Here is a 14,728-nt window from a genome sequence, read left to right on the forward strand (position 1 = left end):
AACTCCCGGACGGTTTTATGTGGTCGGCCAATTAACTGCGCCGGTGCCACTGTAACCCATTCTTTGGCCGACCAAGGTAATCTTCACGGAGACGTATCAACGACCACTCAGGAGCCCGTGATGAAGGCCGACACCGTCCAGGCACCCCCGGCGGACCCCGTCTGTACCCCCGGGGCGTCCGGTGTCGCCGCAGCAGGACCCGTCAGCCTCACCGTCAGCCGGGTCGCCAGGCTGCACCGCATCGCCGCGGGCAAGGTCCTGAAGGGGCTCGGCCTCTACCCGGGCCAGGAGTTCGTGATGATGCACCTGTGGGAGGCGGGCCCGGTGCGGCAGTCCGAGCTGATCAAGGCGGTCGACCTCGACCCCTCGACGGTCACGAAGATGCTGCAGCGCCTGGAGCAGGCCGGGCACGTGCGGCGCCGCCCCGACCCGGCCGACAAGCGCGCCGTGCTCGTCGAGGCCAGCGCCGCGAGCTGCGGGCTGCTCGCCGAGGTGGAGCGCGCCTGGGGCGAGCTGGAGGGCCATACGCTGGCCGGCCTGGACGCGACCGAGCGCGCCGACCTCGCGCGGCTGCTCACCAAGGTCGAGACGAACCTCTGCCGCGAGACGGAGGACTGCCCGGAGCGCAAGGCCGGGCGGGGCTAGGGCCCGTCCCCGCACGGATCGCACCGGCCGCGCCCCCTCGGCCCCGCCCTACAGCCAGGACAGCCGCGCCGCCCGGTCGATGACCCGCCGTGCCGCCGCCTCGTCGCCCGCCACGCCGCGCGGCACCCGGTCCGGCGACCGGCGCCCGCCCACGAGCAGGCAGAAGTCGACGGGGTCCAGGACGAGCTCGGCCCGTACCGGATCGTCCGCGCTGCCGAGCACCCACTCAATCTCGCCGCCCTCCCCTGCCACGGTGAGCGCGACGGGCGGCGCCTTCGGTCCGAGCGCCGGGCCGAGGACGCGCACGGCAAGGCGTACGAGCTGCCACAGGTGCGGGGCGGGCGGCGGGGGCACGGTGTGCTCCAGGGCGCCGCCGATGTCGTCGGCGTGCACCCACGTCTCGAAGGCGCGGGCCAGGAAGTGGTCGGCGACGGGCAGCCGCACCCCGGCGAGGACGGCGGAGCTGGCGGCGAGTTCCGGGTCGTGGGCGGCCCGGGAGGAGAGCAGCCCGGAGGCCTGGACGCGCCACGCGGAGACGGTCTGCGCGGGCGTACGGGCCTGTTCGCGGCGGATCACCTCCCGGGTGCGCGCCTCCCAGGCGGCACGCCAGGTCGTCCCGTCCGGCGCGCGCAGGGCGGGCACCCGCTTGTGCAGGCCCAGATGGCGGGCGAGGGGCTCGTCGGCGGCGACCAGATGGGCGATGGTGTCGCGCACGTCCCAGCCGTGCACCACGGACGTCCCCCAGGGGCCGTGCTCGCCCAACTCCCCCAGCAGCGCCAGGAGTCCGGCGACCGCGGCGGCGTAGGGCGCCGCGTGCGGGGCGGTGCGCAGGGCGGGGGCGCGGCTGCGCAGGGCGAGGGCGAGTCCGCGCCCCGCGGGGATCGCGCCCAGCGCCGGGTCAGGACCAGGGGGGCCGTCCAGGTGCCGCACCGTGGCCCGCAGCCGCGCGGCCTCGGCGGCGCAGTCCGCGCACTCCCCCAGGTGCCGTCCGACGGCGGCCTCGTCGCCCGGCATGAGGGCGTCCAGCGCCCGGGCGGCGAGGAGCTCGCACACCGCTTCGTGGTTGGTCGTCACGGGACCTCGCCGTTCGTCGTCACGCGCGTCGTCACAGTTTTTCACCGCGCAGGGGCGGGTCCGCGAGGGTCTCCGCCAGGGTGCGCAGGGCGGTTCTGAGGCGGGCCTTCGCGGTGCCTTCGGGGATGCCCAGCTCGACGGCGGTCTGGCGGTAGGTGCGGCCCGCGAAGTAGGCGAGGTGCACGACCTGCTGCTGGGACACGGGGAGCCGGGCGAGGGCGGAGTGCAGGAGGAGGGAGCGCTCCTGTTCCAGCACCGCCTCGTCCGGAGAGGGTCCCGGCGCCGGGACCGCCCGCAGGGCCGCCTCGTCGGCGTGGGCGGCCTTGCGGTGCCGTTCCTCGCCGCGCACCCAGTCCACGGCGCGCCGGTGGGCGAGCATGGAGAGCCAGCCGCGCAGGCTGCCGCGGCCCGTGTCGAACGCGTAGGGCCTGGTCCACAAGTGGGCGAAGACCTCCTGTGCGACGTCCTCGGCGGCGGCGTGGTTGCGGGTGACGCGCACGGCGACGCGGCGCACCAGCGTGCCGTACGCGGCGTAGGCCTCGGCGAGGGCCGCCTCCTCGCCGTAGACGAGGCGGCGGTGGAGTTCGGCGTCGGCGGGCGGCGTGCCGGGGCCCGCGGGCAGGTCGGACGTGCCCGGCTCCTCGAAGGAGGGCTCCACCGGCACCACCACCTCGCGCGGCCACCTCGTCGTGTCAAGCCTGGCCTTCCGCGGCCCGACACGCCAGGCCTCAGCCGGACAGCACGTCGAGGAGTCGGTCCACATCCGCCTCGGTGTTGTACAGGTGGAACCCTGCGCGCAGGTGTCCCGCCCGTGCCGAGGTCAGGATCCCGGCCCGGGTCAACTCCGGTGCGCGCTCGGCGAGTCCGGGCACCGAGACGATGGGTGAGCCGCCCGGCACCGGGGCGTGGCCGAGCGCGGCGAGTCCGGCGCGGTAGCGGTCGGCGAGTGCCGTGTCGTGGGCCTGGATCGCCTCGACGCCGGCCTCCTCGACGAGGGTGAGCGCGGCGGCGGCGCCGTGGTAGGCGAGGAAGGCGGTGGGTTCGTCGAACCGGCGGGCGTCCGGGGCGAGTCGGGTGAGCGGGCCGTAGGTGGAGTTCCAGGTGTCGACGGCCGCGAGCCAGCCGCCGTGCAGCGGGACCAGGGATTCCTGGGCCTCCTCGCGCACCGTCAGGAAGGACACCCCGCGCGGGCACAGCAGCCACTTGAAGGCGCCGGTGAGGGTGTAGTCGTAGGCGTCCGCGTCGAGCGGCAGCCAGCCGGCCGCCTGGGTCGCGTCCAGGAGGGTGCGGGCGCCGTGGGCGGCGGCGGCCGCGCGCACCGCGGGCAGGTCGGCGGTGCGGCCGTCGGCGGACTGGACGGCCGAGAACGAGACGAGTGCCGTGGTGGGCCCGACGGCCCCGGCGAGGGCGTCCAGCGGCACGTACCGCATCTTGAGGTCGCCGCGCAGCACGAACGGATTCACGATCGAGGCGAACTCGCCCTCGGGGGCGAGGACTTCGGCGCCCGGCGGCAGCGAGGCGGCGATCAGTCCCGCGTGCACCGCGACCGAACTGCCGGTGGCCACGCGGCCCGGCGCCACGCCGACGAGCCGGGCGAAGGACGCCCTGGCCTCGTCCACCACGTCGAAGTCGCCCATGCCGCCGGGCCTGCCCGCGCCGTTCTCGGTCGCGAGGCGGTGCACGGCCTCGACGGCGCGGCGGGGCAGCAGGCCGCAGTTGGCGGTGTTCAGATACGTCGACGCGGGAGCGAATTCGGTGCCTGTGTTGATCCCCATGGACTCCATGGGGATCAACCTATGCGGCGCCCTCAGGCCTGCGGAACCGCGCATCCGTCGGGCCCGCACGCCTCGCCGCCGTCGCTCTGCGCGAGGGTGGTGAGCGGCGAGCGCTCGCCCCACGCCTGCTCCAGGGCCTGGGTGAAGACCTCGGCGGGCTGAGCGCCGGAGATGCCGTACTTGCGGTCGAGGACGAAGAACGGCACGCCGTTCGCGCCGAGTTCGGCGGCTTCGCGCTCGTCGGAGCGGACCTCGTCGGCGTACCGGTCGGGGTCGGCGAGGACGGCGCGCACGGCGTCCGCGTCCAGGCCCGCCTCGACGGCGAGCTCCACGACGCGCTCGTCGTCCGCGAAGACGGACCGCTCCTCGGCGAAGTTCGCGCGGTAGAGCAGGCCGATCAGCTCGTCCTGGCGGCCCTGCTCCTTGGCGAAGTGCAGGAGGCGGTGCATGTCGAAGGTGTTGCCGTGGTCGCGGCCCTCGGTGAGGTAGGCGAGGCCTTCGGCGACGGCGTTCTCGCCGAGCCGGCGCTCGCCCTCGTTGGCCTGGTCCTCGCTCATGCCGTACTTCTGCATGAGCATCGGGATCACCAGGCCGGTGTCGCCCTTGGCACGGCCGGGGTCCAGCTCGAAGGAGCGGTGCACGACCTCGACACCCTCGCGGTGCGGGAAGGCCGCGAGGGCCTTCTCGAAGCGGGCCTTGCCCACGTAGCACCAGGGGCAGGCGATGTCGCTCCAGATCTCGACGCGCATGTGTGAGGCTCTCTTCAGGTCGTACGTCAGGTCATGGCGGAGGGTCCCTCCGCTCCCGGTGTCAACGTCCGGGCAAAGCACCTCATTCCCCCGGCGTGAACTTTCCCGTGTTCGCCCTGATCCAGGTGCGCAGGTGGGCGAGGGGTTCCAGGGCGCCGCGGCCGAGGCCGGTCAGTTCGTACTCGACGCGGGGCGGGACCTCGGCGTGGACCGTGCGCAGGACGAGGCCGTTGTCCTCCAGGCGGCGCAGGGTCTGGGTGAGCACCTTGGGGCTGACGCCCTCCAGCTTGCGGCGCAGCTCGCCGAAGCGGCGCGGGCCGTCCGCGAGGGCGGTGATGGCCAGGCCGGTCCATTTGTTGGCGAGCAGCTCGAAGACGGCGCGGCCCGGGCAGAGGAGGCCGTAGATGTCGTGGCGGGGCTGCTGACCAGTCATGGTTTCCAAAATATAGTGGGGTCCCTTGCGGGTAATCAGGGGGCGCCTCCTAGCGTCCCGGTCATGAACTCCGCGACCGCTCCCCTTCCCTCCCCCGTCCGCGTCGGTCTCGTCGGCCTCTCCGCGCGCGGCGGCTGGGCGCCCCACTCCCACGTCCCCGCGCTGTCCCGCCTCGGGGGGTACGAGCTGCGCGCGCTGTCCGCGTCGGGCGAGGCCTCCGCGCGGGCCGCGGGCGAGAGGTACGGGGTGCCGCTGGCCTTCGGCTCGACCGCGGAGCTCGTCCGCAGCGACGAGGTCGACCTCGTCGTGGTGAGCGTGCGGGTGCCGCTGCACCGCGAGGCGGTCCTGGCCGCGCTCGGCGCGGGCAAGGCGGTGCTCTGCGAGTGGCCGCTGGGCAACGGGCTCGCCGAGGCGCGGGAGCTCGCGGCGGCCGGGGCGCGGGCCGGCGTGCGGACGTTCGCGGGACTGCAGGCCCGCTCGGCGCCGGCGGTCCGCCACGTCCGTGACCTGGTCGCCGACGGGTACGTGGGCGAGGTCCTTTCGACGAGCCTGGTGGCATCCGGGCGGCGCTGGGGGCCGGTTTTCGAGCCGGCCGGGGAGTACCTCCTGGACCGGCGGAACGGCGGGACGATGCTGACGATCCCCTTCGGGCACACCCTCGACGCCGTGTCGATGGTGCTCGGCGAGTTCACGGAGGTCTCCGCGACGCTGGCGACCCGGCGTCCCGTGGTGCACGAGGAGGGCACCGGCCGTCCTGCCGCGATGACCGTCGACGACCAGATCGCGGTGAGCGGGCGGCTCGCGTCGGGGGCCGTGGCCTCGGTGCACTTCCGGGCGGGTCTCTCACGGGGCACGGACTTCCACTGGGAGATCAACGGCACCGAGGGCGATCTGGTGGTCACCGGTGACTCCGGGCATCTGCAGCAGGCGGCGCTCACCGTGCGCGGCGCCCGGGGCGCGACCCCGGCGGTGGCCGAACTCCCGCTGCCACAAGGCTACTTCGACGTGCCCGCGCTGGACGACGTGCGCGGTCTGCCCGCGTACAACGTGGGCGTCCAGTACGCGCGGATCCTCGCCGACCTGACCGAAGGCACCGCGCACACGCCGGACTTCGCGCACGCGGCGCGGCGGCAGGCGCTCCTTGACGCCGTCGAGCGCGCGGCGGCCACGGGGACCCGTGTGCCCCTCTGAGGCGGGGCGTCAGGAGCCGTCCCGCAGCCCCTTCGGCCAGTTCGGGCGGAACTCGATGTGGTCGTACGTCACCACGCAGCCCTCGCCCACGGGCGACTGCGCGAGGAAGCCGACGAGCGCGGCGCCCGCGGACTTCTCGTCGCCGAGCGAGAAGATCCGCACGAACGTCCACCGCTCGCCGTCCGTCGACGCGTGGAAGGCGAACGCCGATCCCGTACGGCTGATGCGCAGCCAGGCGGTGCTGCCGTCCACGACGAAGGCGTTGGCGTCGTCGGAGTGGCCTCGGGTGACGACCGTGCAGATGGTGGGCTCGTCCGGGGAGCGCTCCAGGCAGAGCTTGGCCCACTCCCGCTCGCCCACGTGCAGGTAGAGCACGCCCGCGTCGAAGGAGGCGGCGAAGCCGACCGTGACGCGGGCGATCAGCTGGAAGTCGCCCTCGGGGGCGCCGAGCAGGCGGGGCGCGTCGGAGGCGGGCTCCAGGACCGCGCCCGTCGGCGCCACGAAGCGGTCCTGGCGGGCGCCGGCCCGGCCGGTGAGCACGCCGTCCTCGTGGGACCAGTGGCCGTCGGGGCCGTAGGTGCGCAGCGGGAAGGGCAGTTCGGGGAGGGTGACGTCCATGGCCCCAGTGTTCCAGGCCGCCGCCCGCCCCGCGCCCCAGGTCCCCGTCCGCGCACCGGGCACCCGTCGGCTCAGCTCTCCAGGCGTCCGTCGTAACGCCGGGGCAGGCCCAGCGGGTTGGCGTCGCGCAGCTCCGGCGGGAGGAGCGCCTCGGGGGTGTTCTGGTACGCCACCGGGCGCAGCCAGCGCTCGACGGCGGTGCCGCCCACCGACGTCGAGGTCGACGTGGTCGCGGGGTAGGGGCCGCCGTGGTGCTGGGCGGGCGCGACGGCGACGCCCGTGGGCCAGCCGTCGACGAGGACGCGCCCGGCCAGCGGGGTGAGCTCGGCGAGCAGTTCGGCGCCCCGGCCGCTCTCTCCCGCCGCCTCGTCCGCGGACAGCTGCACGGTGGCCGTGAGGTTGCCGGGCAGGCGGGTGAGGACGGCGGTGATCTCCGCGTCGGACGCGTACCGCGCGACGACGGTGACGGGGCCGAAGCACTCCTCCAGGAGCAGGTCGTGCGCCCCTTCCCCGGCCAGGCGCGTCGCCGGGACGGTCAGGAAGCCGGGGCTGACGGTGTGCTCGCCGCCCGCGCCGGGGGTCACGGGGGCGTCCACGTCGGGGAGTGCGGCGCGCTCGCGCACCCCGGCGACGAAGTTGTCCCGCATCCGGTGGTCCAGGAGCACCCCGGACTCGGTGTTGCTGACCGCGTCGGTCAGGGACTTCACGAACCGGTCGCCGCCCGCGCCCTCGGGGGCCAGGACCAGGCCGGGCTTGACGCAGAACTGGCCGACGCCGAGCGTCATGGAGCCGGCGAGTCCGGCGCCGATCTCCTCGCCGCGCTCGAGCGCGGCGGCCTCGGTGACGACGACGGGGTTGAGCGAGCCGAGCTCGCCGTGGAAGGGGATCGGCACGGGCCGGGCGGCGGCCGCGTCGAAGAGGGCGCGCCCGCCCCGGACGGAGCCGGTGAAGCCGGCGCCGGACACCAGCGGGTGCGTGACCAGGTCGATGCCCGCGTCGAAGCCGTGCACCAGGCCGAGGACGCCCTCGGGGACGCCCTGCGCGGCGGCGGCCCTGCGCAGCACCGAGGCGACCAGTTCGGAGGTGCCGGGGTGGTCGGGGTGGGCCTTGACGACGACGGGGCAGCCCGCGGCGAGGGCGCTCGCGGTGTCGCCGCCGGGCACGGAGAAGGCGAAGGGGAAGTTGGACGCGGCGTAGACCGCGACGACACCGAGCGGGATCTTGTAGCGGCGCAGGTCGGGGACCGGCGGGGTCGCGGAGGCGTCGGGGTGGTCGATGACGACGCCGAGGAAGGCACCCTCGTCGACGAGGTCCGCGAAGGAACGCAACTGGTAGCAGGTGCGGGCCAGTTCGCCGGTGAGCCGGACGGGACCGAGGGCGGTCTCGGCGTCGGCGGCCTCCACGAGGTGGTCCTTCGCCTCTTCGAGGAGCTGGGCGGCGGTGCGCAGGAACGCGGCGCGGACCGCGCGGTCGGCGAGCGCGGGGGCGGCATCGCGGGCGGCGCGGACCGCCTGGTCGACCTCTTCGGCCGTGGCTTCCACCGCAACCTGCTCGCGCTGCTTCCCGGTTCGGGGGTCGACACTCCAGACTGGTGCTGCTGCCACCGCGGATTCCCTTCCAGAGGTACTGCGAACGTCGTATGAGGGGTCGTGCCAGGGGGCTTGCCGAAGGTATGCCACTCACCAGGGCCGTTCGATATGCTGAACGCCGTCTCCGTCGGTGAATGAGCGGGGACTCGGAGACTATTTCTCGGCGTTCTAAGGGGTCAAGGGCGATGTCTGCTGGCGAGACCGGAGGCGGTGCGCAGGTCAAGTCCGCGGTGCGCACGGTGGAATTGCTCGAGTACTTCGCGGGACGTCCCGGAATGCACTCCCTGGCCGCGGTCCAGGAAGCCGTCGGCTACCCCAAGTCGAGCCTGTACATGCTGCTCCGCACGCTGGTCGAGCTCGGCTGGGTCGAGACGGACGCGACCGGCACACGGTACGGCATCGGCGTACGCGCCCTGCTCGTCGGGACCTCCTACATCGACGGCGACGAGGTCGTGGCCGCCGCACGGCCGACCCTGGACCGGCTCTCCGACGACACCACGGAGACCATCCACCTCGCCCGGCTCGACGGCACGAACGTCGTCTACCTCGCCACCCGCCAGTCGCAGCACTACCTGCGGCCCTTCACCCGGGTCGGCCGCAGGCTGCCCGCGCACTCCACCTCGCTCGGCAAGGCGCTGCTCGCCACCCACACCGACGAGCAGGTCCGCAAGATGCTCCCCGAGACGCTGCCCGCGCTCACCGAGCACACCCTCACCGACCGCGAGAAGCTCATCGAGGAGCTGCACACCGTGCGCGAGCAGGGCTTCGCGGTGGACCGCGAGGAGAACACGCTCGGCCTGCGCTGCTTCGGCGTCGCCATCCCCTACCGCACCCCCGCCCGCGACGCGATCAGCTGCTCGGTTCCGGTGGCGCGGCTCACGCCCGCGCACGAACAGATGGTGAAGGACGCCCTGTTCGACGCCCGCGACCGGCTGACCCTGGCAACTCGTAGGATCTGACGCATGGATGTCAGCCTGCGCCCGGTGCACGACAGTGATCTGCCGGTCTTCTTCCGGCAGATGAGCGACCCCGAGTCCCGGCACATGGCCGCCTTCACGCCCGAGGACCCGACCGACAGGGACCGCTTCGACGCGCACTGGGCGAAGATGCGCACCGCCGAGGGCGTCGACGTCCGCACGGTCCTCGCGGACGGGGACGTGGTGGGCAACGCCGCGGTGTACGGGGAGCCGGGCGAGCGCGAGGTGACGTACTGGATCGACCGCGCCTACTGGGGCCGCGGCCTGGCCACCGCCGCCCTGCGCGGCCTGCTCGGCCTGATCACGGAGCGCCCGCTCTACGCCCGCGCGGCGGCGGACAACGCGGGCTCGATCCGCGTCCTGGAGAAGTGCGGGTTCCACGTCTCGGCGACCGACCGCGGCTACGCGGCGGCGCGCGGCGCGGAGATCGACGAGGTCGTCCTCGTCCTGCGGGGCTGAGGCCTCCGCCGCGCGGCGGAGGCGGATCGTCATGGCGTACGGCGTGCCGGGGCCGCCCCTGCGGGAGCGTGGCGGCATGACGCACCCGCTGTCCCCCGGCCCACACGCCCCGCGCAGGCCCGCCCCTCCGTCGCCGCGTCCCCTCGGCCGCGCCCGGCGCACGCTGCGGATCGTCGCCGTGGCGGCCTGCGCCCCGTACCTCGCGCTCAAGGCGGCCTGGATCCTCGGCAGCCACCTCGGCCGCCACCTCGGCCGCCGAGTACGGGCACGCCGAGGCCGCGCCGCCCGCGTGGGTGGCGCGGCTGACCGGCCGGGAGAGCGAGGTGCTGCGGCTGATGGCGGCGGGCCTGACCAACGCGGAGATCGCCGGGCGGATGGAGGTGGGGGCGGCGACGGCGAAGACGAACGTGGCGCCCGTCCTCGCCAAGACGGGGGCGCGGGACCGGACCCAGGCGGTGATCGCCGCGTACGAGGCCGGCTTCATGAAGAGGGGCCGCCAGGAGTAGCAGGCCCGCAGGGAGAAGGCCCGCAGGGAGAAGGCCCGCAGGGAGAAGGCCCGCAGGGAGAAGGGGCCGCTCCGGCGCGCGGCCGTTCTCTGAGAAGAGTCTGAGAAATCGGTCGCAAGCGCGCCAGATGGGAACGAAACCCTCCCCTCCGCTCGTCCTCCCACGGGATGAACAAGACGATCAGGCAGGCCTCGGTCTTCGCGCTGCTGCTCGTGCTCGCCCTCCTGGTACGGGCGACATGGGTGCAGTTCCACGACTCGAAGGCTCTCGCGGACGACAAGCTGAACCGGCGCAACGCGATAGAGCAGTACGCGAACCCGCTGGGCAACATCATCGTGGGCGGTGAGGCCATCACCGGCTCCGAACGGACGAAGGGCGGAGACCTCGCGTACAAACGCACCTACAAGGACGGCGACCTCTACTCGCCCGTCACCGGCTACAGCTCCCAGGTCTACGGCGCCACCCAGCTCGAAGGCATCTACCAGGACCTGCTCGACGGCACCGACAACCGTCTGAAGAACCCCCTCGACACGCTCACCAACAAGCGGGCCGCCCCCGGCGACGTCATCACGACGATCGACCCGGCGGTGCAGAAGGCCGGGTTCAAGGCGCTGGGCGACACCAAGGGCGCGGCCGTCGCCATCGACCCCAAGAGCGGCAAGATCCTCGGCATGGTCTCGACCCCGTCGTACGACCCGTCGAGGATCAGCGGCTCGACGGACTCCAAGGCGTGGAAGGAGCTGACCACCGACAAGGAGAAGCCGATGGTCAACCGCGCCATGCGCCAGCCGCTGCCGCCCGGCTCGACGTTCAAGCTGGTCGTCGCGGCGGCCGCTCTGGAGGACGGTCTGTACGGCTCGGTGGACGCCAAGACGGACAGCCCGAACCCGTACACGCTGCCGGGCACGAGGACGGTCCTCAAGAACGAGAACCGGTCGGCTCCGTGCGAGAACGCGAACATCCGCACGGCGCTCCAGTACTCGTGCAACAACGTCTTCGCGAAGATGGCCGTCGACCTGGGCCAGGACAAGGTCAAGTCGATGGCGGACGAGCTGGGCTTCAACACCGACAAGCTGGACGTGCCGGTGCGCGCCGCCAAGAGCGTCTACCCCTCCGACATGGACAAGGCGCAGACCGCGCTGAGCGGCATCGGCCAGTTCGACGTGACGGCGACCCCGCTGCAGATGTCGATGGTGTCGGCGGCCATCGCCAACGGCGGCCTGCTCGCCAAGCCCCACATGGTGTCGCAGATCAGCGACTCCGGCGGCGACGTCCTGGAGAAGTACGACGACGGCGACTCCCAGCGCGTCCTGGACGAGTCCACCGCCGAGGGCCTGCAGTCGGCGATGGAGACGGTCGTCGACCAGGGCACCGGGACGAACGCGAAGATCCCCGGCGCGACGGTCGGCGGCAAGACGGGTACGGCCCAGCACGGCGAGAACAACAGCAAGACGCCGTACGCCTGGTTCACGTCGTACGCCAAGGGCGGCGACGGCAAGGAGGTGGCGGTCGCGGTGATGATCGAGTCGTCCAGCGCGGCCCGCGACGAGGTCAGCGGCAACGGCCTCGCGGCCCCGATCGCGAAGGCGATGATGGCGGCGGGGCTGAAGTCCTGACGCCCCGCCGCCCGACCGCCCACGCCGCCCCTGATTCCGGCCCCCGTGCCGGGGGTCGGGGGCGGCGCCCCACGGGTCAGGAGCGGCGCCCCCGCCACAGTTGCAGGACCCACGCCACGGCCACGACCGCACAGGCCCCGGCGAGCAGGCCCACCACGAAGCCGAATCCCGAGCTCGCCTCGCCGTCGCGGGCGGCCACCGAGATCCCCGCCACGACCGCCGCGACGGCGAGCGCGGACAGCAGCGCGGCGAACTTCCGGCTGAAGAAGCTGGACCGCGCCGGCACCGGCGGCGGCGACTGCACACGGGCGGCGGGCCCGAGGCTCGCCGCCCTCGGCCGCTTGAACCACGCGTAGATCACCCAGGTCCCGCAGAGCTCCCAGCCGTCGGGGGCGAGCCGCTCGTCCAGGCTCTCGCGCCCGCGCGTGATCAGCTCGCGCCGGTACTCCCAGCGCTGCGGCTGCGCCAGGTCGCGGTGGCTGACGAAGCGGCCGAGCGCGTCGACCCGCTCGACCTCCCAGCCCTCGTCGCCGAAGCGGTTCAAAAGCTCCTCGTCGACGTAGGTGTCGGCGGTCCAGCGCCAGGTCTGCACGCGCTCGCCGGGTGCCTCTGGTGCCCGCTCCCCCGTGGCGGGCACCAGCAGCCCGGCGAACTCGTCGGCGGGTCCGAACTCGGCCTCGGCGTCCTCGGCGCCGGACTCCTCCAGGTGCGCGGCGAGGTCCGCGACGGTCGCCTCGACGCGGTCGGCGGGCAGGCCGTGCGCGCGCAGCCGCTCGGCGAGGTCCACGAGGTATCCGTCCCGCGCGTTCGTACCGTTCATGGTGTTCCTGCCGTTCGCGTCGTGCGTGCTGTTCATGCGGTTCGTGCCGTTCGGTGTGTGCTGATCATTCGGCAGGTGCTGCGCGTTCATCGTGCTTCCACTCCCGCCCTCGCGAGGACGTCACGTACGGAGGCGTCGAAGGCGAGCCACAGCCCGCCCTGTTCGCCGAGGGTCTCGCGCCCGGCGTCGGTCAGCCGGTAGTAGCGGCGGCCCGGTCCCTTCTCGGTCGCGCGGAACTCCGCGGCGACCAGGCCCGCCTCCTCCAGGCGGTTCAGCACCGGGTAGAGCGTGCCGCCCTTGATCTGCCCGAAGCCGGCGGCGCCGAGCTCCTTGGCGATCTCGTAGCCGTAGCTCTCGCCGTCGGTGAGGCCGGCGAGCACGAGGAGGTCGAGTACACCCTTGAACCAGCTGGCTCTGCGGTCGGTCACGTCAGGTCTGCCTTTCGGACGGTGGGCCTTCGGACGGCGGGCGGTCAGGCGGCGGGCGCGGCGCGCAGCCGCTCCGGCGCGGGCAGCGTCAGATCGCGCACGGAGAGGACGACATGCACGGCGGCCGGCAGGAGCAGGGTGCCCGAGGCGAGGTAGAGGCCGGTGAACACCGTGCCGAAGAGGGCGAAGGCGAGGACGCCCTGACGGCCCTGGTAGAACCCCGCGACGGCGTAGACCACGATCGAAAGCGCGGCCGCCGCATAGAGGTTGAGCCCGAGCGCGCCGACACCGAAGGCGATGACGAGGCCCCGGTGGACCAGTTCGGCGCAGAGGCCGTCGGTCACGGCGACGCCGATCGCGAGCCTGCGCTCGGCGGCGGTGCGCGGCAGCATCGCCTCGATGGCGGCGAGTCCCGGCACGTTCTTGCCCTGCTGGGCCAGCGCGTGGAAGGTGCGGCTCGACGCGGCCGCGATCGCCCCGGCGAGCAGGACGCCGACGACGATGTACGCGGGGCTCTCGGGCAGTGTGAGGCCGAGGTCGGCGGCGGTGACCCCGGGCGAGAGCAGCAGGGCCGCGAGGGCGACGGCGGCGAAGGCCCACCACAGGGCGAGCACGAGGCCGAAGTAGCGGGTGAGGGCGCGGGGTTCGGTGTCCCTGCGCCTGGCCAGCGAGCCGTACATGCGGCGGCCGGCGAAGGGCTCGCCGAGCAGCAGATAGGCGGCGAGCGCGGCCGTGACGGTGGTCGATGCGACCGAGAAGTCCGGCGAGATGGTCATGCGGGTCCCCCTTCCCGAAGGGGCCGCGCGGCGCGTGCGAATGACGCTGACGCACGCCGTGCGACCCCTGAGCGTCTGAGCTACCTAGACCGTATGGCGACCTAGTCAGGAATGCAACCTATCTCGCGGTGCAGACTCGCAAGGGCGTCCCCGTACGGGTCGGCCCCGGCGCCGGATCAGCCCACGAAGTACGTCGGGTTGGGGAGCTTGTACGTCTTGTCCGCGTAGCCGCCCGCGAGGTCGGAGACCTGGTCGCCGAAGCTGCCGACGATGGTGTAGCCGGTCGACTCGATGTGCTTGCGGGTGCCCTCCTTGAACTGGACGGTGTCGCACTTCCAGGCGGCGGGCGTGGCGCAGTGCCTCAGGTAGGCCGGCGGGTTCGCCTTGTCCTTGGTGAAGACGTGGGTGCGGTCGAGACGCGTGTCGTACCCCGCCCTGGCGAGGTTGGTGACGGCACCCTCGCGCTGCGACTCGGCCAGACCGGTGAGGAAGAAGACCTCGACGCCCTTGCTCTTGGCGTACGACACCAGCTCGGGCATGCCGAACACGGCGGGGCGCTTGGCCGCCTTGACGTAGGCATCCCAACTGTCGTTGTTGTAGGTGTAGTTGACCGACTTCTCGTAGTCGAAGCTGAGCAGCGCCGTGTCGTCGACGTCCAGGACGATCGCGGGCTTGTCGCCGTGGCCGTGGTGGGCCCCCCGCGCCGCCTTCTTGATGTCCTTCTTCGCCTTGGCCTGAATGCGGGCCAGGTCCTTGGCGTACGGACTGTCGGGCGAGGACCGCCACACGCCGTCCGCGCCCTTGGTCGCGCCGTAGTACGCGTCGATCTCGCCGACGAGGAGGCCGATGTTGTGGGGCTCCTTGGTGGGGCGCGGACGCGCCTGGTCGGCGGTGGCGGCGCCGGTGGCGTAGAGGGCGGCGCCGGCGACGGTACAGGCAGTGGCCAGGCCGGCCACGCGTAGGGACTTGCGCATGTGTTGCGTCTCCGCATCAGGGTTCGGGCAGGTCAAGGACTGTCTACGCGCATCGACCCGCCCGTGGGGAGACCATGGACCGACCCTTTACCTGATCC

The 14,728-nt window shown here is 73.2% G+C and carries 16 protein-coding genes and 1 pseudogene; 6 read left to right on the plus strand and 11 right to left on the minus strand.

Features of this window, described 5'->3' with window-relative positions; all coding sequences use genetic code 11:
• Positions 1-120: 120 nt before the first annotated feature.
• On the plus strand, positions 121-645 hold the full coding sequence (locus tag ACZ592_RS30585) for a MarR family winged helix-turn-helix transcriptional regulator (protein ID WP_471584914.1): 525 nt from the start codon (positions 121-123) through the stop codon (positions 643-645).
• A gap of 48 nt (positions 646-693) precedes the next feature.
• Here ACZ592_RS30585 and ACZ592_RS30590 read toward each other — a convergent pair whose 3' ends face one another.
• The 5 genes from ACZ592_RS30590 to ACZ592_RS30610 all read right to left on the minus strand — a co-directional run bounded on the left by ACZ592_RS30590 (position 694) and on the right by ACZ592_RS30610 (position 4,676).
• Positions 694-1,719 carry a maleylpyruvate isomerase family mycothiol-dependent enzyme gene (locus ACZ592_RS30590; RefSeq protein ID WP_471584915.1) on the minus strand — a complete coding sequence of 342 codons (1,026 nt, stop codon included), beginning with the start codon at positions 1,717-1,719 and terminating at the stop codon, positions 694-696.
• A 31-nt stretch (positions 1,720-1,750) separates the two neighbouring features.
• A complete protein-coding gene (locus tag ACZ592_RS30595) occupies positions 1,751-2,389 on the minus strand; it encodes an RNA polymerase sigma factor (protein ID WP_471584916.1) in 639 nt (212 codons plus the stop codon).
• A gap of 58 nt (positions 2,390-2,447) precedes the next feature.
• A complete protein-coding gene (locus ACZ592_RS30600; RefSeq protein ID WP_471584917.1) occupies positions 2,448-3,503 on the minus strand; it encodes an aminotransferase class V-fold PLP-dependent enzyme in 1,056 nt (351 codons plus the stop codon).
• A 23-nt stretch (positions 3,504-3,526) separates the two neighbouring features.
• Entirely contained in the window at positions 3,527-4,243 is a 717-nt protein-coding gene (locus ACZ592_RS30605; protein WP_471584918.1) for a DsbA family oxidoreductase, read from the minus strand.
• An 82-nt stretch (positions 4,244-4,325) separates the two neighbouring features.
• Positions 4,326-4,676 (minus strand): winged helix-turn-helix transcriptional regulator, encoded by a 351-nt coding sequence (locus ACZ592_RS30610; RefSeq protein WP_471584919.1) that lies wholly within the window; start codon positions 4,674-4,676, stop codon positions 4,326-4,328.
• A gap of 63 nt (positions 4,677-4,739) precedes the next feature.
• Here ACZ592_RS30610 and ACZ592_RS30615 point away from each other — a divergent pair, with 63 nt between their 5' ends.
• Positions 4,740-5,867, plus strand: a complete 1,128-nt coding sequence (locus ACZ592_RS30615; RefSeq protein WP_471584920.1) for a Gfo/Idh/MocA family protein — start codon at positions 4,740-4,742, stop codon at positions 5,865-5,867.
• A gap of 9 nt (positions 5,868-5,876) precedes the next feature.
• Here the strand turns inward: ACZ592_RS30615 and ACZ592_RS30620 are convergent, their stop codons facing one another.
• On the minus strand, positions 5,877-6,485 hold the full coding sequence (locus ACZ592_RS30620) for a DUF1349 domain-containing protein (RefSeq protein WP_471584921.1): 609 nt from the start codon (positions 6,483-6,485) through the stop codon (positions 5,877-5,879).
• 71 nt (positions 6,486-6,556) lie between these two features.
• Complete coding sequence (locus ACZ592_RS30625; RefSeq protein WP_471584922.1) at positions 6,557-8,089, minus strand: aldehyde dehydrogenase (NADP(+)); 1,533 nt, start codon at positions 8,087-8,089, stop codon at positions 6,557-6,559.
• A 170-nt stretch (positions 8,090-8,259) separates the two neighbouring features.
• On the opposite strand from ACZ592_RS30625, the gene ACZ592_RS30630 reads away from it, so the two are divergent.
• From ACZ592_RS30630 to ACZ592_RS30645, 4 genes and pseudogenes are all read left to right on the plus strand, one after another.
• Positions 8,260-9,033: an IclR family transcriptional regulator gene (locus tag ACZ592_RS30630; RefSeq protein WP_471584923.1), complete on the plus strand. Its 774-nt coding sequence runs from the start codon at positions 8,260-8,262 to the stop codon at positions 9,031-9,033.
• 3 nt (positions 9,034-9,036) lie between these two features.
• Positions 9,037-9,510 carry a GNAT family N-acetyltransferase gene (locus tag ACZ592_RS30635; RefSeq protein WP_471584924.1) on the plus strand — a complete coding sequence of 158 codons (474 nt, stop codon included), beginning with the start codon at positions 9,037-9,039 and terminating at the stop codon, positions 9,508-9,510.
• Positions 9,511-9,761: 251 nt separating this feature from the next.
• Positions 9,762-10,016: pseudogene (locus tag ACZ592_RS30640) on the plus strand (response regulator transcription factor); the annotation flags it as partial.
• A 167-nt stretch (positions 10,017-10,183) separates the two neighbouring features.
• The gene (locus ACZ592_RS30645; protein WP_471584925.1) at positions 10,184-11,632 is read left to right on the plus strand and encodes a peptidoglycan D,D-transpeptidase FtsI family protein; all 1,449 of its coding nucleotides are present in this window, start codon (positions 10,184-10,186) and stop codon (positions 11,630-11,632) included.
• 76 nt (positions 11,633-11,708) lie between these two features.
• Here ACZ592_RS30645 and ACZ592_RS30650 read toward each other — a convergent pair whose 3' ends face one another.
• The 4 genes from ACZ592_RS30650 to ACZ592_RS30665 all read right to left on the minus strand — a co-directional run bounded on the left by ACZ592_RS30650 (position 11,709) and on the right by ACZ592_RS30665 (position 14,630).
• The gene (locus ACZ592_RS30650) at positions 11,709-12,542 is read right to left on the minus strand and encodes a hypothetical protein (RefSeq protein WP_471584926.1); all 834 of its coding nucleotides are present in this window, start codon (positions 12,540-12,542) and stop codon (positions 11,709-11,711) included.
• Positions 12,539-12,880: a PadR family transcriptional regulator gene (locus ACZ592_RS30655; RefSeq protein WP_471584927.1), complete on the minus strand. Its 342-nt coding sequence runs from the start codon at positions 12,878-12,880 to the stop codon at positions 12,539-12,541. Before ACZ592_RS30655 ends, ACZ592_RS30650 begins: the two co-directional genes overlap by 4 nt.
• A gap of 44 nt (positions 12,881-12,924) precedes the next feature.
• A complete protein-coding gene (locus ACZ592_RS30660) occupies positions 12,925-13,656 on the minus strand; it encodes a CPBP family intramembrane glutamic endopeptidase (protein WP_471584928.1) in 732 nt (243 codons plus the stop codon).
• Positions 13,657-13,832: 176 nt separating this feature from the next.
• The gene (locus tag ACZ592_RS30665; RefSeq protein WP_471584929.1) at positions 13,833-14,630 is read right to left on the minus strand and encodes an HAD family acid phosphatase; all 798 of its coding nucleotides are present in this window, start codon (positions 14,628-14,630) and stop codon (positions 13,833-13,835) included.
• Positions 14,631-14,728: the final 98 nt, after the last annotated feature.

The organism is Streptomyces sp. NPDC040622 (assembly GCF_055593965.1).

Coding starts and splice junctions, on each gene's coding strand:
- ACZ592_RS30585 (WP_471584914.1), top strand. CDS start 121: ATGAAGGCCGACACCGTCCAGGCACCCCCGGCGGACCCCGTCTGTACC.
- ACZ592_RS30600 (WP_471584917.1), bottom strand. CDS start 3,503: ATGGAGTCCATGGGGATCAACACAGGCACCGAATTCGCTCCCGCGTCG.
- ACZ592_RS30605 (WP_471584918.1), bottom strand. CDS start 4,243: ATGCGCGTCGAGATCTGGAGCGACATCGCCTGCCCCTGGTGCTACGTG.
- ACZ592_RS30610 (WP_471584919.1), bottom strand. CDS start 4,676: ATGACTGGTCAGCAGCCCCGCCACGACATCTACGGCCTCCTCTGCCCG.
- ACZ592_RS30615 (WP_471584920.1), top strand. CDS start 4,740: ATGAACTCCGCGACCGCTCCCCTTCCCTCCCCCGTCCGCGTCGGTCTC.
- ACZ592_RS30620 (WP_471584921.1), bottom strand. CDS start 6,485: ATGGACGTCACCCTCCCCGAACTGCCCTTCCCGCTGCGCACCTACGGC.
- ACZ592_RS30630 (WP_471584923.1), top strand. CDS start 8,260: ATGTCTGCTGGCGAGACCGGAGGCGGTGCGCAGGTCAAGTCCGCGGTG.
- ACZ592_RS30635 (WP_471584924.1), top strand. CDS start 9,037: ATGGATGTCAGCCTGCGCCCGGTGCACGACAGTGATCTGCCGGTCTTC.
- ACZ592_RS30645 (WP_471584925.1), top strand. CDS start 10,184: ATGAACAAGACGATCAGGCAGGCCTCGGTCTTCGCGCTGCTGCTCGTG.
- ACZ592_RS30650 (WP_471584926.1), bottom strand. CDS start 12,542: ATGAACGCGCAGCACCTGCCGAATGATCAGCACACACCGAACGGCACG.
- ACZ592_RS30660 (WP_471584928.1), bottom strand. CDS start 13,656: ATGACCATCTCGCCGGACTTCTCGGTCGCATCGACCACCGTCACGGCC.
- ACZ592_RS30665 (WP_471584929.1), bottom strand. CDS start 14,630: ATGCGCAAGTCCCTACGCGTGGCCGGCCTGGCCACTGCCTGTACCGTC.